Consider the following 24,093-nt stretch of genomic DNA (forward strand, 5'->3'; position numbering starts at 1 on the left):
CTCCAGCTACTTAATTTGTTCAGCACGCGCCTTCCAATGCGCTTCTTTTTCTAAGTTAAACAGGGGACGATTGATTTCACTTTCCTTTGTAACATCGTGTAACACTGAGTAATTACCTTCTCCACGATGTTCAGTCCATTTTAATTCCGCTAAAGGACAATCCATTCCCTGTCCTATATGATGTAATTCAATAGGTTGACCGTCTACTAATGGAGCATAGCCTTCTTCTATGCGTTCTAAATTGGTTCTCCCAAATTGATCTGTCACTTCATAATTAATGTCTGTTCGGATTAATGCTTCACGTCTATTGACAGTTGCAACTTTTAATTTAGCTTCCTTATAAATATTGATTTCTTCTGGGCTAGCATCTTTTAAAGCCTCATCTAAAGGTTTAAATCTTTTCCCTTCGTTAAGAATTACTTCCTTTGACTCAAGTGTAACAGCTTCCTTTTTTTCAGCTACTTCTTCAGTGCCTTCTTTAACCGCTTTTTTAGCTATCGCTTCGACACCTTCTTGAACTGTTTTTTCTGCAACAGTTTCATTTCCTTCCTTAATTACCTTTTTAGCAACAGCTTCTGTTTCTACTCTCATAACTGTTTTCACCGCAGTTTTTCCAACTTCTGTTCCTGCCTTCACGCCAACAGCTGCGCCAGTTGCTAAGCCAGCAGTCGCAACAGTTACACCTATCAATGCAACATCAATACCAGCCACTATGGCAAAAGCTTTCCAATCTCCTTCGCGGACTGCATTGTATTCCGAAACACCAGGAACCATTTCTGCCACAAACTTCGTTGCATCTCCGAACTTTCCATCCTTAGGAGTAATTTTAGAGACATAATTCTTATGGAAATTTTCCATAGATTTATGTGCTACTTCTCCAACATTTTTAACGCCATCGCCAACAACGTCAAGAGTTTTGCCAAAATCAATTCCCATCTTTCGCTCCCTCCATCGTTAACACACTACAAATTTCATCAATTTGTTCTTTCATAATACCTTTAGTTTTCTTTTGAACGAATGCTCTCAATGTATCTGGATTGCCTGAATCAACAAAGCCATCAAATGTCGTTTTGGACAATGAAAGAATGTCGATTAACAGATTTTGTAGCGTAGGGATTGAGCTTTCATCCCATATAATATGACCTTGATGGTTCGTATATGTTGCAATCATAATACTCAAAAGTTTTCTATTTACACGAGAAACTTCTAAACTATTCAAAGCACTAATAAGTTCTTCATGTTTGATTTGGTCATCATGTTGCAACCACGGTTCCATGATTGCTTTAATTATTTCCGTTCGAGACTCACGAATCGGTCTGATTACAGTTGGATTCTCATTGATATATGGACTCACTTTGACATTAGCTTTATCAACCATCGTCAGAACCGGACTGATCCAGTCATTTTGATAGACGACAGCCACACCACTGGGCAATTTAGCAATTTCATTAACTTGATCAGGCGTTAATCCCATAGAGCGTCCTACTGCTTCTCGGTCGTTTGCTTCAGGTGTACGCAAAACAATCTTGGTATTCGTATTCTTAATTGCAGCGATATCTACTGATGAAGGTGATTGGTCAACAATGATGAAACCTTCACCATAAGTACGAATCTCTGCAATAGTGTTAGTCAACATTTCAACTGACTTACCAATTAAATCAGATTCTCCACCAGCTGATGTGTTCTTCAAAAGATTATGCGCTTCTTCAAGTACAGTGACGTGTTTAAGCCCAACATTATTTTCTGACTTCTGATCAACCCTATATTCATTTAAAATATAAACCATAAGCCCCATGATGAGCGCCTTAGTTTCACTAGATTTAACACGGCTAATATCTAGGATACAATTTTCATCAAAAAGTTTTTCGTATGAGGTTTGTTCATTTGTAAAGATGAATTTGTTCAATCCAACTGTAAGAGACTTGACTCGAGTAGTTAAGGCGCCGGTGTAGTTTCCTTTGACCTCCGCAGAATAATCAGTTTCATCTATTAATTTTTCAAGTTGTTCCGCAAGAATTTCAAAGTCAGGGTATTCGACTTCATCGCCTTCAAAAGTTGAAGAGCCCAAATCCCAACCAACTTCTTCATATGATTTCAAAATTGCTTCTTTGAAAAACGCTGGCATTGCATCATACATTGGCCAACATACACTGAATATTTCTACTAAACCATCTACGTGTTCTAGTACGTGAATTGATTCTGGAAACTTGAATGGGTTTAAGTTAATCAAAGGTGCGATATTTGGATTTGTTGAGTAAACATTTACATCATCCCAATTTCCAAATACATCCTTATATTCCCCTTTGGCAGGTTCAACAACTAGGAATGGAATCTCGTCATGGTGTAATTCATTAAGCAATTGATAAACAGTGTTACTCTTACCCGATCCAGTTGAACCAGTAATTAAGGTATGCATATTCAAACTCTTATTATCAAGTTCAACTGTTTTGTAAGTGATTTGGCCTAAATCAAACACTTTACCTAACGTGATGCGTTCTTTTGGATTATCACTAGACTTCTTCGGGAACAATTGATACGAGTTAACCTCTTTACCAAATTCAGCATGTTCAATTACAGGCATACCGGGCACTGTATTTCGAGGCATGCCCAATTGAAGTCCAAGTTCTTTACCACTAACAGCTGTTGACGCATTGGTGAGCACATTCCCACCATATACAAACTGTGGATGAACAAATCGTGACAAGTATTGAGTCAAGTCCCCAAAGTTATTGAAGTTACTGCGCCAAGAGTTGATAGCAGACACTTCACGACCAGAGTTTTCACCGTTCATTAACGAGCGATAGTTGCTTGCAGCAATCTCGGCAGCAGACATATCATCGGAAATAAAGTATCCCGCAATATTCCACATCCCATAACTATCAAACTCATTTGTTCTTTTAAGCTGACTATCGATAAGCTGTAGCATATCCGTGATTGCTTTATTCTCTGCCGTTTTTGTAACCGAACTTGAAGATGATTCAGTAACTTGAGCATTTGGTGCAAGTGATTGTAAAAGTCCACCTAATGTTCCACCAATTTGACCACCTACCATAGCTCCTACTGGGCCAGCAAAGGCACTACCAACTACTGCACCAATGACTCCCGAAGTCGTTCCAGCAATCATTGCTGCCTTTTGTTTTCCATTCATCTCAGAGAATGATTTGCTCTTTGACTCGGAATTTGAAATACTGTCATTTAACTGTACTTTTTGTAATTGAGATAATTCTGTATAAAGTCTTTGATAGCTTTTTCTCACCCTTTGAATTTCATCAGAAGAAGAATTCTGAGCAACAATTATTCCTGTAAATTGACGACCATGCATCGCTAGAGCAAGTTTCTCTAACCCTTGAACAAACTGTTCATTTCCTTGTTCCTTATCATTTTTTTTGTTACCGACAACACTTACTGAAGCTACATTATGTTGCTTAGCTATTCTAGATGATAATGCTGCAATTTTTGAACGATCCTCATTTTCGATTTTCACACCAGGAAAATGCCCCACAAGTGTATTTTTCAAGGTATCTCCTAATGTTACTGTTGAACGATTATCGCCATTAGACCGAACTCCCAAATAAAAATTCGTTTGCTTACCGTTAGAGTCAATCACCACGAACACGGATGATTTATAGGTTTGAAGCGTATTAAAAACTGTCGTAAATTTATCGGTTACTGGCTCACCTTTTTTATAAACCATCTCCGTGATTTTATATAAACGAACATTATTAATGAAATCTTCTTCAAGCGCCGGCAATCCCAAATTCTCAAATGGGACAATCTCCATCTCTGTCAAACGAGAAAGTTCTCTCCGACGAATCGTTTCATCAATGATATCTAACTTGACATCTAGCTGTTCTGCTGGTGATAAATCTTGGTAAACAAGTTCTCCACCTTGTGCTTGCATTAATTCATTATTTATCATCAACTTATCCTCTCTCAATTAATTTCAACTGATCGTCAAATTTCGCCAACCAATCATTATCTTCTTGTAATTTACGTTCTTCATCGGAGAGTCGATTCGTTATCTCTTCTTTTTGTGATGTCTTTTCAGTAATCAATTTTTCAAGGTGTTCATGATAATCTTTAGCAACATCATCATAGAATATTTTCAAGGCATCTGAAACTGCGTCTATCATCTCTTCTGCTTTAGGAATAGTAATTTCACTAGCTTTTTCACGCCACTTACTAATCGAATAAGTAATTTCAGACACTAATGGTCTTGGTTCCACTTGTTTATCAAACAATTTCTTTGCCAAACCAAACAAATCTTCTGGTTGTTCTACCATTCGTTCTTCCCTAAAAGATAAGAATTCATTTGTTAAATCATTAATATAATATCTAGTGAAATCAAAAACATTTTTTACCGACGATTTAAAACCATCATATGCATCTGCACAATAATATAACGCAGAAAACGATCTGAAAATTTCATCCGTTTCAGATTTGAATATAGCATTCACTTCAGTGATAAAGATTTCAAAATAGATAGATAAATCCGCTGAGAATTCTCTTGCTGCATTTGTAGCTTCTACGTCTTTATTATATTTATTTTTCTTTTTTCGCCAGTTTTGAATCTTATCGTAAAGTGTAATTTTTGCCGCAGTTAACGTTGATGGAATTTCCAAATTATCTCTTTGGATGAAGCGTTCATTGACATCCTTTAATTTTTGAATTGATTCTTCCAATGAATCAATTTGTTTGTGAACATCGGCGTTTTGAATTCTTGACTCTTCATTTTCCACTTCAAGAATTTTTGAAAGTGAATCAAACTCTCTCCTAAAGACCTTTATTGACTTCACTACATAATCTGCAATTGGATAAACACCTAAGAAATCGCTTACCATTTTATCATTCACAGCAGAAACAATTTGAGGTCGCGCTATTCCTTTATCTTGAATTATTCGTTCGATTTGCGTCTTATTCAAATCGGGATGGATAAAGAAAAATATTTGTTTTTCATTAACATCTTGTCTTGATTGAATAATCTCTAAGAAATTTAGAAATTCTTCTCTGGTGTTTTCATCAATATAAAAAAGAATAGGTGTGTTGGTTAAATCCTTAGGTAACTCTTTAACAGTATTTGCATTTTCTAAGGTAAGATCTAACCCATCAAATATAGAAGTATCTATATTTGGAGCTTGAATAAACAAATATGAAAATGGTTCATCGAATAACTCAGAATTCTTAAATCTAAAACTAGCATTATCAAATTTTCTGTTTGGCGTTGCGTTCAGCCATGTTAATAAATCATCAATCTCTTTACTTTTTGTACGTGAATCTTCTAATTCATTCTTTAAAAAAATTCTCACATCAGCAGGGGCTGTTTCGCCACTAACTTTTGTTTCGGGCTTGGTGCTAACCCCTGAATCTAAAAATGCTTGTTCCAATCCCTCAAAATCTGCTTTTGTGCCAGAAAAATCTAGATCAAAATCGTAACCATTCATCTCATTATAGAAAACAGCAGGAATTTCTGTAATCCAAGCATGCAATTTCCCTTCTTGGTATTTCTCAACAAGACAATTTACTTTTGGTTCTTGCCCATTAAATTTCACTTTAGTTTCAAGCAAATATGGGTTATAGCTCAATTCTGCTTTGACCATTACTTTCTCTCCTGACAAAGTTTATTCACGTAATGCCGAATTATCTTAATCATAACATCTTCGCTATACATTTTTTGCCCGAAAATGAGCATTTCAAGGCTCCAAAACCAGAAACTCAAAAAGCTCATAAATCCATTAACACCAATACTTCCATGATATTCAATGATTTTTTTACCTTTGAGAAAATATTGTCCCTTTTTGTTAAAGAAGTTTACGAGAATAATATTGAAGTATTCGATAGTAAGCAGCTAATTGAATGTAATAGGAAAAATGTACTCACCAACCCCCCCATGTGTTGCCACATACACTCTGCACATGTGGAAAGTGCTGACGATAAAAAATTACTTTGTAATAATAAATTGGTTACTAAACTAATCTGCTCGTTCATTACAATTATTTCAAATTTAGAAAATGTTAACAATCCTTTATTTAACAAATTGGACCGAATGTTAACTTTAATTAATAAAAAATTTGCTGCGCAGTATAGGTCTACTACGTAAAACAAGAGTTAATCTGGACCGTTTGCAGAAGACTTTTCTTATTGAACATTTTGATTCTCAAAACTATGGTTTTATATCTTTTATCACCAGATGGATTTCAGCGGTAAACAGTCTGTCATTCTCTGGTACATTCTTTGTCATTCGGTGGTAAAAACTATGTCAGAGGTGGTACATTTCAATGGCCGTAATCATCTTTGTAATAATAAATAGACCTTGTTGTATTTATCTTTATTATTGAACATTATTTTCAATTTAATAAAAAACAACAATGTTTACGAAAAAAGCAAAAAAAAATCCTCAAAATCTTTAATAGATTTGAGGATTTTTATTCATTCCATTCAGTATCAGTGTCAACAACATCTTTAGATTTTGATCCTCGTCCCCTGGAAGCATCTGAATAGCGCCCATCCGGAATCTTTCATGGAAATCATTTCGAAAATACCTCATCCCTTCCGCATGCTCTTCATGAGTAGGTGTTAGGATGTAAGCCTCTTGGACTGCATTATTCCCTGTTTCCCGATGAAGGATGCCATCCCGATATTTGTGCATTTCCCCAAGAGCCGTCCCGAGATTATTGGGTACTCTGTATTTCGGGTCGAAGACAATAATTCCTCCGTTTCCCTCCAGTACGATATCGGGAATCATTTTCTGCGTATAAGTATGGAAAGTCTTTGAGTTATATTGATAGGATCTTTGATAATAGAGTGATATGGCTCCCTTCAACTTAATTCGACTTTCATTATTTTCAGCTAAATTCAGAAAAATTCCTTCTCTAGTTGTTCGAAACAATCCGCTCATATCTAACACAAAATCGGTCTCTCTAAGAATTTTGACAATCTTCATGAAACACCACATTTCATATAATTGAAAGGTGTCCTTTAATGATATCGGATAGTCAAAGCCTATACCCTCGCGATTATGCTTATTGAGTCGGTCAAACCATTGATACCAAAGACGGTAGACAGGATGTTTCCGAAACTTTTGTGTAATCGTATAAGGACCGGTATTTGCGATAATTTCTTTGATAAACGGATTGTTCAACCATCGTTGGACAACCGCCTTATACTTCCTAGCTTTACGAGCCATCGCCTCATATTCTACAGCCTCATATTTCCGGAGAAGTCGATACAAATCTTGCAGTTGTTGCTTTAACACTTGATTTTCATAAAGATTTCTCGTTTCAAGTGTCTTAACATTTTGTACATTACTTGGAATATCAGTACCATAGCCTTTAAAATCTAGCCAGCGTAAGGTTACGTGTTCGGTGTGCTGCACTTTCTCTCTTTTCATGGTCATTGAAAATTTTTCTAAACGCTGAATGGGCTGCTTTTCAATCCATGAAAAAATTTGTTTTAATAGATAGAAGGATTGGTCAATATAGCTCCATTGTGTCCAGCTGATATCCCAATTTCTTCCGAATGCCGAAACACTTGTCTCTAAGCCGCTTAACTGAAAGCAGCTATTTGCCTCCTCCAAGATTTCTTCCAGCATCCAATTGAACTGTTCTTCAGTCAGCTTGCGTTCATCAGGGTAAATAAAGGTTTCATAGTTTTGACCATTGATGAAAATCTTTACTAAGCCGGACTGGAACGGAGTAATTAACGTAGCAAACCAACAACTTTGTTCCTGATAAAAAGGCAAGGGAATATTATGAAACCGAACATCCACCTGAGTTCCTTTATAACGTAACCTATATTCCGTTGCTTCCGTCAGATAGGCATCTAAAAAAGGGATCCATCCTTGCTGGACATCCCATAATTCCAGACTATTATCTCCAGAATTGTGTTGCCCCATAGTATTCCAGCTCCTCTTTCATCCGTCTTACATGCTGAAGAGAAATCGAAGAAGACTGTAAATTTCCTGTCAGCCATTGTTCTATCTGTTCCAGCATTTCCGTAATCCGTTCATCTCCACGAACTTTTGTTAGCACCTTTTCAGAGATCACCCGATCTAGCGCATCGATTGGATCCATCTGATGCTCTTCAGGAAGCTGATGATTGGCATATAATTTTTGCAGCATTTCGCCCATCGAGCGATAGCCAAAATGAAGGTTATAGTTGGATAGGTTTCGATGCAATGCCTTTAGCAGCAGAAATTCTTTTGTAAGCGCTGCTCTTACCTCTTGATTTACTTGTTCCCAATAGGAATCAAAATCAACATCGGATAGGGTCATAACAAATGCACGATCAAGGACTTTATCAGAAATGGAATGAGTGGTTTCATCCACATTAATGGTTCCCAAAACATAGACATTCGGCGGAATTAATAGTTTCTTAGGAATATCCGTAATCTGATCATCTTGATGTAAAGGAATTTCTTTACGCGATTCAACAGCACTTAAATAATCACTTAAATAATACTCCACCCGGGCCAAGTTCATTTCATCCAATAAAATAAAATGCGGTTTTTCTCGCTCTTTTAACGCATTCAATAGGACATTCAGGAATTCTGTTTTTACATAGCGCTTTTCAAATGAACTATAGTACCCGAAGAGTGCAGCAGCATCGGTCCAGTCCGGGCGTACAGGAATAATCGTGAAATATGGATTTTCACTCTCATATTCTAGTCCATAAACTGCATTTGCATATAACCGGCACAGTTGTGTTTTGCCAGTTCCCGAAATTCCACTTAACAGGACAAAATGTTTATCATCCAATGCGGTAAGATTTAGATGTAAATCACGAATAATTTCATTAGAAAAAGTAAATTGACTATTGGAAATGGTGTTGATGATCTCATGATAGGTGAAATTTGGCTCCAAGCCTACGGCAGATTCTGTCCCTTCTTCATCCACTGTTGGTGATAAAGAATCATCAGATGGCAGCTCCAATTTTTTACTTGCATGGGCAAATAACAAAGCTGAATCTATAAAGTGTTTCTTAACACTCTCAGCACCTTCAACAAATGATTGAGTTTCATTATTGTAGGTTCCGACACAATACCTTGTTCCGTTCACATGAAAATGATGTTCTTTTAACAATCGCATGGCACCATTCATTACTGACTGGTTGTCCTGACTGTGGGTGGCAAATACTTTGGTAATCCACCATTCTATATTGCCATTTCCAATAATTTCTCTAGCACTGGTAAAAATATGGTTGTGACCTTCAAGTTGAACGATAATGGTTTGAAATGGTGAATTCTTATCATGATATTCAAGGTAGCTAATATATCCTTTCGTGAGCATTTGTTCCCCATCATGAATAGTAAAGGCCTGGCGTTTCCCAGTTGTTTTGTAATCTTCTAAGGCAGAAATATCAACTGTATACTCACGACCTAATAAGCGGGTTTCATTTATGTTTCGCGACGCTCCTAAGAGCAATAAGGCATCGTACGCCTTTTTTGAAAGATCGATATCTTCATTATAAAAATCGCGGAATGAAGCTAATTTGTCCCAGACCTTAACAAGTTCTTTTAATATGTCTTCTTCATCTACCTGTCCCTCTAATGGCAGACTCGTTCCAATTTGGAACCAAGGTCGTTTTCTAGGCTTAACACACCCTTTTATGAACTGAATCATTTCATCTTTTGCTAAAGTAGTTTTTTCCTTCCATCCTGTAAAAATTGAATAAGTTGGCGGTATAGCTTCTAAAACATTATGAATTTGATTATTTCTTACCCATGCCCAAAATGGTATGAAATTTAGCTCTATGTGAAAAAGTATCATTTGGCTAATCCCATCAAGCTCTAGCGTCAATAAATTGTATTCTTTTTCCTCCACTTTACGGTTAAGTTTAACAAAATATTTACGGCCAATGTCAGATTCCTTTTTCTTTTCGGCATAAGTGGGATTTCTGGCATCACTGTAAGTGGTTGAAAGAGTCGTATCATAACTTTTGATAGTAAACTCATTTCCAAGGCGAATCCCGATTTTGTCAATCAATCGTTGAAATAACGGTTTTATGGCCGGGGATACTTCATCAAGCACATTACGACACCGAATCTCAGTGTTGTCTTCGTTAAAAAGTGTTTGATAATATGTAAGATTTAACATGACGTCACCTGCTTTATAATGTACTGTATTCACCCTTAAATCGATAAATTAATCTTCCTTGATTTATTCTTGGATAGATCCTTTGCTAGTATTGGATTCCGTAATTCTTTGCTCTCCGTTCAAAGTGATAATGAAGACGGTATTCGCATATTTCCCTAGTCCAATAGAAAAGAATTTCCTCATCTTCTTCAGCAACATCAAAGTTTAACACAAACATATCATTTTCAAATGAAATTAATCCCTTTGAGCTGCCACTCCATTTTGTCATTGGCATTGTAGCAATCAATTTGCTAACACCCTTTTCATCATAGTCCCATAGTTTTCTAGCACCCTTGTCGGAAAAATCAATCCTTTTCCGGTGCTCTTTTTCCATTAGGTATTGATGAAAGAATGGTGCAGCTTCTTTTGATGTAATTGGTTTATTCCAGTTGGATTTCTCTCGACTAAACATGGCCAATAAAACGACCATCTTATAACTCTTTGCCATACCAGTTCTTTCAACTTCAACAAGCCAATTTTCGTATCGATTATATACCGATAGCTCCTGCTCACTTAATTCTTCAGCCCACTTTAGAAATCCGAAAAAAGAATGAAATTCCTGTTTGTATTGCGGGGAGTCTGAAAATCCCTTTAAATGCAATTCTAAATATGCAGGTCTCCTGCCAAGCTCCCGTTTTAAATCCATATAATCATTAAATAGCTTTTCTCTTCTTGGCTGTCTTTTCCGGGACATTTCTTGGAGGAGATTAATAGCATTTACATCTAAATTCATCTCACAGAATTCCGGCAGAGCTGGTTGAATATTTCTGACTTTCCCTTCAGTAGGTTGGGTATCAAATAAACTGAGCTTAATGTCAGCATTTCGGTAATTTCCTATTAAATCCACAATCACACATGTTTCTTTACCCGGGTGTAAACGTAGACCACGACCAATTTGCTGAGTAAAAACGGTTAATGACTCAGTCGGGCGGACAAACAATAATGTGTCGACTGCTGGAATATCAACTCCCTCGTTAAAGAGATCAACTGTAAAAATGATGTCCAGGTCACCCTTTGCTAATTCAGATATCGCCTGTTCTCTACTAATACCGGTCTGCTGTGAATGTAAACTAATTGTTTGATATCCATGCTTATTGAAAAAATGTGATAAAAAGTTGGCTTGTTTGATTGAAGAACAAAATCCTAATGTCCTTGTTTGTTTATTATTTTCCCATGCAGCTAGAACCTTAGAAGCTACATCTTCTCTTAATTGAGCTTGGAGTAATTCCTCTTCATCATAGCGATTTCCTAACCAGGTTATCTGGCTGTAATCCGTATCATCATAAACGCCAAAATATTTAAATGGCGCTAACCATTTCCGGTTAATAGCTTCTAAGAAATCAAGTCTAAAAGCAACGTTACCATCACAAATGGCATAAACATCCTTGTTATCATTACGATCTGGTGTTGCCGTAATTCCTAGAAGGAAGCGCGGTTTGAAATAATCAAGTACCCGTTGATATGAATCAGCTGCAGCATGATGAAATTCATCAATGATGACTAAATCAAATTCATCCGGTTGAAACTGCTCAAGATGCTTCTTCATACTTAGTGTATAAATCGAAGCAAAGATTGCATCAGCATGGCTTTCTTTCGTTTTTCCATTGTATATTCCATATTGCTTTTCAGGCATGATTCTTTTAAAAGAGTCTCTAGCCTGGATGAGAATTTCTTCACGATGGGCAATAAAGAGAATCCTTTTAAAGTTTTGGGCAAAGAACCCTGCCAAATAAGTCTTACCCAAACCAGTAGCCATTACAACAAGCGCCTTGTTATACTCTTCTTCAAGTGTTTTATTTAACTCTTCAAGCGCTTCAATCTGTGCAAATCTCGGCTTTATTTCCCCATATGATTCAGACGTTTCAAATATAACCTCTGGTCTAAATGGAATCGCTTTCTTCTTCGGTAGCATTAAATCCAGTTCTTCAAGCTCGGTCCATTTCTGTGTTAGATTTGGATATTTCCGTTGATATTTATAAAAATTATCTCTATATTCTTCTAAAGTTTCTTTGTTTAATGGTACTGATTGACTGTCGTAAAATAAGTTCAGAAATTCTGATTGTGCTTCCTCAAAAACCTCTATTTCATCACTGACTGCCAGATTCCATTCAATCCCTTGATTTAGTGCTGACTTTGATAAATTAGACGATCCAACAAACAAGTAGTCATGCTCACTTGATTGAAACAAATAGGCCTTTGGATGAAAGGAAACCCCACTACTTTTCCAAATCCTTGTTTTTATTCGTTCGTCAATGACAAGTAGTTCATCAAGTGCTTCGGGCTGGGTAATATATAAATAATCTCCGGTACAAATCTTAATATCTGCCCCATTTACCGCAGCCCTTTTTAAGCCCTCTTTTAAAAATTGGACTCCAGATTTCATAATAAATGAGGTTAGAATACAAATGGTCGAAGCCTCTTCTAGCTTTTCAATTAAATGATTTCCTAGATCCCCAGTTATCAGTTGAACCTTACTCATCCTCAACTTCGATTAAAAAGATTTTTTCCTTAAAGCCGCCACGCTTTTCTGCCTTCAGTTGGCGGACCACTTCAACGGTCTCAATTGTTGCACCGTGACATTCAGCTAGCGCGTGAATAATTTCTAACAAGTCTGCTAACTCTTCAATTGCATCTTTATCATTTTCAGCTTGTACATACTCTTCTAATTCTTCGAAACTTTTATTTTTAAGTTCCGTTATGTATTCTTGGTTGGCTAAAATTCTTGTGCTAAACTTTTTACCAGTGCTCTCTATTACTTCGGGAATACGGTCGCGGACGAGTTTGTTGTAAACAGGCATTTTGAGATAACCCCCATATAGTTATATTCCTATTATAACCATTAGAAATATAGATTTGTAAATATAATGGTTTCGTACGGAATATGGTAAGTTTCTGATCATTCAATGAATGATTTTGTTGTTTCGTTTATTTCCGTATATTGGAATATCACTTGTTTCTACTTTGTTTATTCCTCATCACTTGTTAAAATAAGACCCAAGTCTCCATTGATTCCACAAATTCTTTTTTTCGGCTCTTCCAGGAGCAACACAATAATCATTTATTTCAGTCTTATCACCCCTATATGTAAAAGGAAGAGAATCTTTATTAAGGTATACATATTCGGCAATATACCTTCTAGCAGCAGTAATACCTATTAAATCATTCCTTAATAATTCTGTTTTTTCATTAAAAACCATCTCTACTTTATAGGGTTTATACGCTCTACTTCCTGTTATAATAAAATGAAGCTCATTTTTTCGATTTATGTGGCTGATAATTTCTTTTGGCATACCAGAGGAACGCCTTTTTGACTTGAATTTATTTTTAATTTCAAAAAAATTTTTTAATAGATATTGAAGAACGGAATCATTCGTTTTTATTTTTTCCAGGCTTTCCATAACATGATCCCAAGTAAGGCGTATAACCTGAACATCTTCATTAATAAATAATCTTTTATGCGCTGAAATTTGTCCTTCATCTAAAGTGCCTCTTATTTTAAATTCAAAAAGTAAATTAAAATTGTTTCCACAAATCCATACATCTGGTATCGAACCAGAATTGTCTTCTAGATCTGAATGAATTACCCCACTTTTATACGGCGCAATGCCAATAATATATTCGTAAGGTTTTGACTGTTGGGGACAATATTTTGTTCGAATATTAATTGATTGATTAGAAAATTGGAAATCATTAGCATGGTAAGCCATTAATCCCTTAATAAATTGAGGAAGAATTAATTGGTCTTTATAATCCAAAATACACATCAAGATATTTGTATAGTGGTCTTCCTCTTGTCCCTGATACTGAAAAATGTTCATTGCATTCACCTCTTTATCATTTATTTAATATTCGGTGAACCAGAATGTAACCCCTTTATTTTCCATATAAAAAGAGTTTTAAGTGTCTTCTTCCTTCCAAATGGAACGGCTATCTCAGTATTAAATAAAGTGGTCATAAGTTAAAAAATTGGTGACTGCCCCCGGAGTTTTAATGCTTTACCCAGCGGGGGCAATCACTGAGTAACAATTTGTCCAATATTACATTTATTTGGACTTCTTTAAAATCCCTATTGGTAAGCTTAAATTTCTTACTATTACTTCCCGCATAATATTATTTCTCCACTAAAAAAGGGGAAATTCAGCCATCTCCCCTTTTTATTATTTCATTTTTACAAAGTAATAATTGGCTTTACAATATTAGCTCCCGATTATCAAATTCCACCCTGCTATCATTAAACTTTAACAACTCCGTTAGATATTCATGAGCAATACCTCTCTGTAATATTTCATGATAAAACTGATTCTCAAAGCCTCTCAAGCAGCCATAGCAACTTGTATCTTCGCCGCAGCCACATGATCCGGCGACCTTCATTTTAGCATTTTCCAAGACCCCTTTAAGATGCTGGGATATTTTCTTGGCATGGCCTGCACCACCTGGTACATCATCGTATAAGATAATGGACGTATTCGTTACATCCACACCATCAGCTCGGTATAAACAACCGCCGATTTCGCTTCTGGCTATTCCCAATTCAATGCTTGCTCCTTCCATTACTGCATAAAGCAGAGATGGCCAAAAGCTTTTCTGAATATATTTGCTTGAAATTAAGGGCAAGTTGATTTCTACAACATCCGTGATAAAATCATGACCTAAGTGAATATTATGCAAGTAGGTATTGTCGCAATTTTTTCCAAGTTTAGTTTTGTGCTCTATTTTTTTCTCATCAGACTTTTTAGTCCTCGTCGATTTTGTTTGGGTAATATATCCACAGCGTTTACACAGTGAATATCCCATCCCTCCACCATTATTAACAATAACCATTTTACCTCTGGAAGAATATTTAACATCGATTTCATGGGTTCCAATCTTCACTACATTCTGCATCGTCTCAGTCAGTTCTAATTCTTCATCCACATAGGTATCAAACTTTACCCTTGAAGGCAATGGTTTGGCTTTACGTCTTTCCCCCGGATTCCCAGGTAAATCGTCCGCCTTTGTTGAAAATCCGAAAACTGGCTGGAGATAATAATGATAGTTTAATGGCACATTACAACAATCCATTTCTCGATCGTCATAATGTGTCCCCAAATCAACATGATAACCATACAATCTGCCGCAGTTCTTACAAATAGCATACTCTTGAACTGGCCAGCTTTTCATTCTATTCATATTTAATGCATACGGTTTCCAAACTTTTTTATTCGCCACAATCTCAGAACCTGGAGCAAATTCGGAAATGGCTAGTTTTAAATCTCTTGAAATATTAACTACTTTGGCATTTTCTCCATTATGAAGAATATTTAAATTCACTACATCCACAGGAAATCCATATTTCGGCAGAACATTACTTGATGATAAGAAACTTAATACGTCCTTTCTTAAATAGGTATTTTGAATTCTTAATATATTGTCACTAGGTTTTCTTTCCAAATCCAGTCTTTTTTTCAATTCCTCAAGTTCATCTATAATCTCTTTTACATTCGACTCGGCAATAACCAGTGCTCCCTCATCTTCTTTTACGAGATAATCAATCCATTTCCAATTCTCAATATCTACAAATGTTTGTAACGACTTTGAGTTCGGTACAATATATTTTAATGAATTCTTAAGATCCTCTGGTTGTTCATTTAACACCTCTTTTAATACTTCAACAGCACTTTCTCCACCCTCGCCAGAAATATTAAGGAAATTATCTACCTTACCATAATACGTTTGATACTTTCTAAAAAACCAGGCAAACACGACGGAGAACATGTGCCGCAAAACTATTTTTTCATTGTTCATTTCAATATACGGTGCCTTAATCATACCTCCAATGATATTTTCAGGAAATTGGTAGTATGTTAGGTCATGTGATCTTCGTTTGGCATAAGTTAAAGAAAATGCCGTTGATTCAGTCCTTCTACCTGCGCGTCCTGCTCTCTGAATATAATTTGCCGTTTCAGGTGGTACATTACGCATAAATACGGCTTCGAGCTGTCCAACATCCACACCCATCTCAAAAGTTGTAGAGCAGCTCAATACATTAACCTCCCCGTTTTCGAATCGATTCTGCAATCTAGAGGCATATTCACTTGTTAATTGTGCAGTATGTTCATTGGCGATTAAAGGTAATGGTTTCATCTTTGTATACAAATCTTTATAATAGGAGAATCTGCTCATACCATCTTGGTAATCAACCAATTTTCCTTCACATCTAAAGGTAGGGCAGATTCCTCTTACATTATTCGAAACTATGCTCCCACACTTATCGCAAATATATAAATTCTCCGGTTTCACTACTTGCCATTTTTTATAGTTCAGTTTTAAAACTGTTCCTTCTCTTGCAAGTGGTGTTTCAGAAATGTATCCATCTCTCACCCAGAATTGTTTATATAACTTACCGGCAAGCAGTTCTTTTAAAAGACTCCTTGCCTTATTAGAGGCGTCCTCCTTGGAATACCCTTTTGACTTATACATCTTTTGGATATAATCAAGCCTTTTGTTATTCGATTTTTCCTTTGGTGACCAGCCTAGAATCAAATTACCTCGTGCACTTTCTTCTGCTTCTATCTTAAAATATACTTCCTTATTTCGTGGTGCAAAGGTTTGATCAGTTATGGAAACTAAATCTGGAAACGTAATCGCATTGGTATCTCTCAAGGAATTAAATAACACTTTATACATTTCCCATAATTCATCATTTGAAAGATCTAAATCTGCATTAATCCCAAGTTTGTTCATATTTAATTTCGACCACTTATCCGGTTTTTCCGGGACAAATGTTATGAGTCCCAAACCTTCTAGACCAATCTGTCGTTCGGTGTTCATGAATTCTTTTAAAAGTACAGTCTGTATTTGCTTTTGTTTCTCTATATCGTCAAGACCAGTTTCAAAGAGGCCATGTTGTTTTCCATACTTTACTAAAGCATGGCTCAGACTATCTATGCGAATGTCATCGTATTCTTGGAGATTGCCAAGTTCGTGGATAATCGCATTTCTCCATAGAATATTGCTATACTTCGTCTGTAAAAAGGAAGCAAAAAATGCTGCCTCTTGACGGCTATCTGAGAAAACTAAAAGCTTCCTACCTAGTAAATCTTCGTCAATATCTTCACTTTCTCCAAACAAATCGTCATCATTAACCTTTTGCTTATTTGGTGGAATACATTGATATAAAGATCTAGTCAATACCTCCGTTGCCGGATCATCTGCTGTTCTAAATTGTTTGACAATGTTCCTTGAATGATTTCCACACTTCAAGCACGTATTGACTGTGTAGTCTGGCATTTTAATTTTATGAACTTTGATAAGCTTTTCACTTGGGAATTCGCAGCAACGTGTCCGCTTCACTTTACCGTCAGGTTCTATATGACCACATGCTGTGCATAAAATATACTCATCGCTCTCTAATGAAATCCCGCCGCCTTCTACGATGGATTCATCACCATCGATGGACGAGATATCGATCTCCTCTTCTACTCCACTGAGCATATAATATTCTTGTTTTCTTTTAACCACCCCTTCAATATCCACATCTGCATCAGCATGAATCAATGTTTCATTTTCTGTACGCCCTGTGATATATTCTTGTCCACATCTTTGACAGTTTGCTAGTTCAAATGTAGCAACAGTATTCCCGTCATTTAAACGATACGTTTTTCTTCTGTCTAAAAATAATCTTCTTTTTTTAAAGAGTGATACATAAGCTCCTTCCAAGGCTTTAGCAAACACATGATATCTAGCGGGTAATAACGGCATCGAGTCATCATCTTCTTTGGCCATTGAACAAAGATTCACGATTTCTACTATAGCCTCCAACTTTTCAGAGTTTGATAGATTTTCGTCTTGGAAAAAGCCCTTGGTTATTTCATTCAGTAACTGTGGCTTCTTTTGAAGACTATCCTGTAATTGCATTACATTTAGATCATCTTTAAGCAACTCAAATAACTCAGAGTTCGTCTTGTTTTTTCCTAAGTCAAAGTATTCTTGGCTTCTTCTTTTTAAACCATGTATTTTCCGATCTGTTAGATTTACTCGTTTGGATTCAATAATATCTTCTGGATAAAAAGGTTCGTGAAATAAATCAGAGGCAAATTTCGCTACTTCCTTATAGGCATCTTTTCCACCACCTAAAGTGGCACTGGTAGCAATACATGTTAATTCTTGCTTCTGATTTTTGGATATCCTTTCTTTTAATTTTTGTAAAAGCATAGATATTTCTGTCCCTTTCGCACCATTGTAGGTATGGGCTTCATCTAATACAATAAACTTCCAGTTTTCTGCATTTCTCTCATCAAAAAACACATTATCATTTGGACGTAAAAGTAAGTATTCTAACATGGCATAGTTTGTCAGCAATATATGTGGCGGTGTTTCTCTCATCTTTTCCCTTGAAATCAATTCATTGGGAATTAGTTCTATATCCGGATTGGTTTTAGCGAATAATTCTTCTGCTTTCTTTTGTGTTTCCTCGGTTTCTCCTGTATATCTCCCAAATGTGATATCCGGATAATCTTTTAAAATGCCTCTTAACCTTGCAATCTGATCATTAGCGAGAGCATTCATTGGATAGAGTAATAAAGCTCTTATACCCTTATTTAAAGTTCCTGCCTCTTTTTCTCGCATTAACTCATTTATAATGGGAAGTAAAAAACACTCAGTTTTCCCACTGCCAGTTCCTGTAGCAACAATTACATTTTTCCCTTTTACTACCTTATGGATAGCAGTCTCTTGATGAATATATAATGTTCTATCAAGAGGGAAGTGTGCTTTCAAAGCATTAAACTCATTAGAAACTACTTCTTCATCCATTAACTCCTTGATACTTTTTCCTGTAATAAACGGTTGGGTTATTTCAATAAAGGGACCTTTGACAAACTTACCTTCCTCACTAAGCTGCTGCCTTGCCTGATTCATTAAATCTTTGTCTTGAAAGAAAAACATCGAACTTAAGTATTCTACATATTCATTTTTTATTTTCTTAGTTGTGGTAATAGGATTTAAACCCATGAATATCCCCTTTCTAAATGCATGTATAATTCAATAATAATGGCATCTCTATAATATAATTTCTCACATGATCTAATCGTATAATGCAATAAATGGCTGAACCCTTTTCTTTCCGTCATCCTGCCGTTTCGAATAAAAGAAGCATATAACGCAATTAATCCAATATAATAACCCAATTCATCATCCGCTCGTCGCTTGGATATAGCTTTGAATACATCCTTAAATTGGTCTTTTAGATCTCTATCACAGGGAAAATCTAATACTTGTGCTAGTCTTTCTTGGATTAGTGAAGCTGACTTATTATGATTCTTCCATTCCGCAAGTAAGTGAAGCCTTGTTTTTCCAAATATCAACGTCTCCTGAACGGCATGATCTCTTTGAAATTCTCTTAAAAAATCAGCGGTGTTTTTCGTCATATTTTTAGGACGCAGCAAACTGGTAGAAACATACTGAAAATAGTTTGTAATATACGAACTTTTCCCTAGATTTTCATCGGAAAGAAACGTAGCATTTGAATCACCTTCTCCAAATATATCTTCTTCCCTCAAGACTTCAATACCTGAAATCCCTGCCCAATTCAGTCCCTTAGCATTATGTTCAGATTGGATTAAATTGATAAATCCAGCCATATCCTCATCAATTTCCGCAAGCAGGTTATATTGAAATTCATTCATCCTTGTTGGGGAAGTCAAATTATTACAGTAAAACTTATGAAGTAATTCTTTCCTATATTTAGTGGAGAAATCGCTTTCTAAAACATATTTCATCGTTTCATTTCCGCAACTTGAAAACAAATCAAACAGCATCCCAAATAGTTTCATAACTATGGATGCATCTTCTTTTCCTAAGAAGAATCTATCATGCAGAATATATGCATTTGCCAGTAGGGTAATATCTTCTGGCACTCTTATACGAATACTACTAATTTCCGATTCAATCTTCGTCAACTTTTTAAGCGCTGACTCCCTTTTCAAATATCTAGTCCTCAAAATCTGATATAAAATTCTCTCCATATCTGTGGAATAATGCTGTTTTCCCTTTACTTCAATGATCCCCTTTTGAAAATCTCGTAGGGAACAAATCTCCGACTCGGATTCATCAATAAATAAGTCATCTGTTTCTTTTTGTATTAGATATTTATAAACACCTTCTTCAAGCACCTGTGTAGGAATATTTACTTCACTGGTTTTATCCTCGATTCTGAAATGATACGGATTTAACCACGGTTTTAGGAAATTGAACAGGACAATTTCTCTTCCGCAGCGTGTCCCCGTTTCTTCCCATCCAAAGAAAATATCATTCTCATTTTGTTTAAATGTAGCATTTTTAACCACCACTTCATCCTGAAATCGAGCTACCAAGAAACTTGATACTATATTTTCGTTTGAATCGATTAATGTTACCCTTAGATGATAATCAATCTCAGTTGTGGTATTTTGAACTTCAAATAAGTAAGAATTCAATGGGATTCTCAACCCATCCTTGTTTTTAATCGAGATGTTATTACTTTGGACAATTTTTTTATCCGCGCCAACCAAATCAATTCTTAAATCTTGAATATCATAAGTGGCATCTAAGTTAAACGCAAACAATAGGTAAGGATTAGTTGCCTGACTAAAATCCTCAATTGTCAAAGTGTATAACTTGTTGGAAAATTCGATGATTTCATTTTCAAGCCCAATCATCCCCCATGAAATCGGATACATACCTTTTTTAATCGAAGTTGAAAAAACCTTTTCATTGTATGTATATTTATATTCACCGATTAAGAAACGATCCTTTTCATTCACTTTATACCGGTGAAGAATATAATCATCCTGATGGATTTCCGATACCTTTTCTGCATTATACATCTCTAATTCTACGTTTTTACTGGTCCGTAATAGCTGAATCTGATTTACATATCCCTGGTAGCTGCTGGGCCAATAATCATTTCTATCCACTTGAAGTGTCCCAAATGGCACATATTCTATAGCCAGCTTTCCATTCATTCCGGTTCGATTCCATATTTTAATTTCATACTCTCCATATGTTCCCTTATTTATATAGGAGCTAAGCGGAATGACTTCACGATCTGATGGAACCACCACATTTGATTTAGTAATCACTTCGCTCCCTGACCGATGCTTAATCTCGATATGCCACTCACCTTCATTTATAACAGGGACTTTTATGTAAGGTAATGTTATGTATGCTCTGGAGTTTTCCTGATGAAATAAGGTTTCCCCCCCGATAATCAACGGTTTAGTTTCTGCATTTACCCGTATCGTAAATCCAATACATTCAAGCATCTTCAAATTCGACAAGTCCACTTTAAAGACATTAAATGCAGTCCACGAAGGTATTGGAGGTAATTCGATAATGGATAATTGCTCTTTTCCTTTAATATCTATGTCTTTGTTTAATAAAAGAATAACTGAGTTATTAGGTAGACCTTCTGACTTGATGATATTCCCATTTTGGGCAAAGGCAATATAGTTATTTTTTACTCCTTCAAATTCCCATTTGGATATTTGATTATCGTCCACTTTCAAAGTAATGGTATAAGAAGATGCAGGTCGTAAGGTAAAGATCTTCTCCTCAGAAACTAAAACACCACTTCTTCTAAAAAAGTCAGATTTAACAAGATTGGTTGTTTCATCACTTGTGATTTCCCAGATAAGATAAGAATCATAACAGTCCTTAACGACTATTCTTGGGAATTCACAATAAATACCCACACCATCTAGGTCAACCTTTATTTTCGGGGCAGTAATTTGAACATTACTTCGTGCCTGCAGAGTTTTCTTGTTTTTGGGCTTTTCCTTCCACGATGAAATCTGATCAAACATACGAGTATAATTTCCGCTATCTATCTCTACATCACTTTCAACAGAATCGTTTAAAATTAAATTTCTGCTATTCTGAATAAAACTATATGAATCTCTTTTATTAGATAATTTAATATAGCGTTTAACTGGCATTTCCGTCTTATTCTTCAAATAAATGAGGAAATCATCGACGTCAAAATCATCATAAAAATAATCATTAACGGTATTACTAATAGCAGCAAAATAACTATCCAAAGCATTAATGGGAATACCCGCATGACACAATATTGGCGTAACATAGGTAAACCCGTCTTCACTTTCATTTTCAAATTTATTTAATTGGTATTTATCTACGACCTCGGAGAAAATAGAATACAAATCCATTCTTCGGTTATACGTTAAATTACCAATATATTTTTCCATTTGTTTCCAGAAAGCTCCATTGTCATATTCATATACAGCACAAAAAACAAGGAAAACTGCCAAACATTCTTTATACCTGTAAAGTATCCTTGAGCCTACATCACTTTCATAAACCGCAGTGACGATTGAAGCTAGATGGATAAAGTCTTCCTTTGATAATGGCAAGTCCCCAATCAAATTGTAACTAGATATCCGGGCAGCTAACACTTCATTCATTGATTTCAGTGAGCTATCTTCAGTAAATAATTTCATATATTTTCACCTCGAATATAAAAAATGTTTATCACTATACTATTGGGACATATTTATTATATTCGATAAATTAGGACAATTATCCTGTTTTTTAAAATAGAAATGGTAAAAACCCACCTACAAAATTTCCTTAGATGATTGTTAGCAGGACCATGCTGATCATGTTATCATTTAACTTATTTCCTATATTAAAAAAGTGTCAGGTGTGTATAGTAATCCTACACATACCTGACACTTTTTCATTTTGATTTAGAATTCTATGTCATTACAATTGCATTCAATTGCGCAAATAAGAACTTAAGAGCCTGTTTTTTGGGTTTCATCAGATTTTATCTTTAATATTTCATTTATTTTTGTCGAACTCTTTCTTTCTCTCCACTCACAGTCGTTTTCATTCTTATGATTGCACTTTTTGAAAAGCATCGTCTTTGCAATTTTTACATTCTAAAGCGTGGTCAATGTGTTGAATTTTCTCCATTCTTTAAATGGAACAGTATATTGCAGACCGTCCATTTGAAATACGTTATGGCTTATGATTTTGGCAATTTTTTGTTTGGTTTCCATGTCTGGTTTTTCGCCGAACTTGTCTTCATAGTAATCAATGAAGGTGTAAAGCAAGTTCTCACGAGCAAGCAATAGCGAGTCTCCTTGGAATTCGTATCCGAAACTTGTTTGAAAGGATTTAGTGGTTAATGCTATCCATTCTTCCTTGTCACTTACTTCATGATTTATTCGTTGTAACTTGCGGTCTACAAAGCCCACCCGTTCATTTATAGCTATTTCATCACCTGTCACGGTGTCGTATCGAGTTACCATGTATGGTGCTTCACCACAAGTAATTTCCAGCCAAAACTTATTTATATATTCTTCAAGAGCAAGTCCCTCGAAATCTTTTTCGATGATATCGTTTTGTTTTTTCACAATCAAAGTTGGCGTGAATACTTCCGCTCGTTCTCTCGTTCGTGCCTTTTGCTCATGCTTAGCTTTCTCAACTCGAGGACGAATAATAGTTGAATTCTTCCCGGTAATCAATTCAGGTTTAATCGGATCTTCCGCAGAAAATCCTGTCCCCATTCGTTCATAACTATCGGTTGCCCACATAATATTCTTTTTAGTTGTTCTATCCTTGAGCAAAATATTCAAGAGCTCAGGTGACTCACGAAGAATATTGTTCTCGCTGACATCAATACTTTCGTCAAAATCTGTTTCATCAAATAATGAGTCAATCACGACAATATCCCCTCTTTCTTTTAAATAGTCTAATGCTTAAATTATAACAAATCAGAGGAATATCGAATTAAAAAAAGATGAATAAGTACATTGATCTAGAAAAATAAAAACTAAGTTTTGTCATGAACAGTTACCTTGAAAGGAAATTTTTCACTCGCACTTTTGAATATTATTTTCATGTTGCAATTTCTTAATGTACATTTCTTTTTCTCAAGCTCTTATCTAAATTGAACTTATCTTCGCTAAATTTCTGATTT

At 35.7% G+C, this 24,093-nt stretch carries 11 protein-coding genes; all 11 read right to left on the reverse strand.

Features of this window, described 5'->3' with window-relative positions; translation table 11 throughout:
• Positions 1-6 precede the first annotated feature (6 nt).
• Positions 7-936 carry an HNH/ENDO VII family nuclease gene (locus AA980_RS27570; protein ID WP_024027732.1) on the reverse strand — a complete coding sequence of 310 codons (930 nt, stop codon included), beginning with the start codon at positions 934-936 and terminating at the stop codon, positions 7-9.
• On the reverse strand, positions 926-3,919 hold the full coding sequence (locus tag AA980_RS06105) for an ATP-binding protein (RefSeq protein ID WP_024027733.1): 2,994 nt from the start codon (positions 3,917-3,919) through the stop codon (positions 926-928). The genes AA980_RS27570 and AA980_RS06105 overlap by 11 nt, the downstream gene beginning before the upstream one ends.
• Before the next feature lie 4 nt (positions 3,920-3,923).
• Entirely contained in the window at positions 3,924-5,597 is a 1,674-nt protein-coding gene (locus AA980_RS06110) for a hypothetical protein (RefSeq protein ID WP_024027734.1), read from the reverse strand.
• Between the two features lie 806 nt (positions 5,598-6,403).
• Positions 6,404-7,891, reverse strand: a complete 1,488-nt coding sequence (locus AA980_RS06120) for a DUF2357 domain-containing protein (protein ID WP_024027736.1) — start codon at positions 7,889-7,891, stop codon at positions 6,404-6,406.
• Positions 7,866-10,091 (reverse strand): McrB family protein, encoded by a 2,226-nt coding sequence (locus AA980_RS25690; RefSeq protein WP_024027737.1) that lies wholly within the window; start codon positions 10,089-10,091, stop codon positions 7,866-7,868. Before AA980_RS25690 ends, AA980_RS06120 begins: the two co-directional genes overlap by 26 nt.
• A gap of 85 nt (positions 10,092-10,176) precedes the next feature.
• Positions 10,177-12,609 (reverse strand): DEAD/DEAH box helicase family protein, encoded by a 2,433-nt coding sequence (locus AA980_RS06130; RefSeq protein ID WP_024027738.1) that lies wholly within the window; start codon positions 12,607-12,609, stop codon positions 10,177-10,179.
• Positions 12,602-12,928, reverse strand: a complete 327-nt coding sequence (locus AA980_RS06135) for a nucleoside triphosphate pyrophosphohydrolase (protein ID WP_024027739.1) — start codon at positions 12,926-12,928, stop codon at positions 12,602-12,604. The genes AA980_RS06130 and AA980_RS06135 overlap by 8 nt, the downstream gene beginning before the upstream one ends.
• 177 nt (positions 12,929-13,105) lie before the next feature.
• Positions 13,106-13,948, reverse strand: coding sequence for a hypothetical protein (locus AA980_RS06140; protein ID WP_024027740.1), 843 nt, complete (start codon positions 13,946-13,948; stop codon positions 13,106-13,108).
• Positions 13,949-14,318: 370 nt separating this feature from the next.
• A complete protein-coding gene (locus AA980_RS06145; RefSeq protein ID WP_160310243.1) occupies positions 14,319-18,923 on the reverse strand; it encodes a DEAD/DEAH box helicase in 4,605 nt (1,534 codons plus the stop codon).
• A gap of 188 nt (positions 18,924-19,111) precedes the next feature.
• Positions 19,112-22,606 carry a hypothetical protein gene (locus tag AA980_RS06150; protein ID WP_024027742.1) on the reverse strand — a complete coding sequence of 1,165 codons (3,495 nt, stop codon included), beginning with the start codon at positions 22,604-22,606 and terminating at the stop codon, positions 19,112-19,114.
• Positions 22,607-23,050: 444 nt separating this feature from the next.
• Positions 23,051-23,836, reverse strand: coding sequence for a hypothetical protein (locus tag AA980_RS06155; protein WP_024027743.1), 786 nt, complete (start codon positions 23,834-23,836; stop codon positions 23,051-23,053).
• Positions 23,837-24,093: the final 257 nt, after the last annotated feature.

The organism is Neobacillus vireti, from assembly GCF_001026695.1.
GTDB classification, from domain to species: Bacteria; Bacillota; Bacilli; order Bacillales; family Cytobacillaceae; genus Neobacillus; species Neobacillus vireti.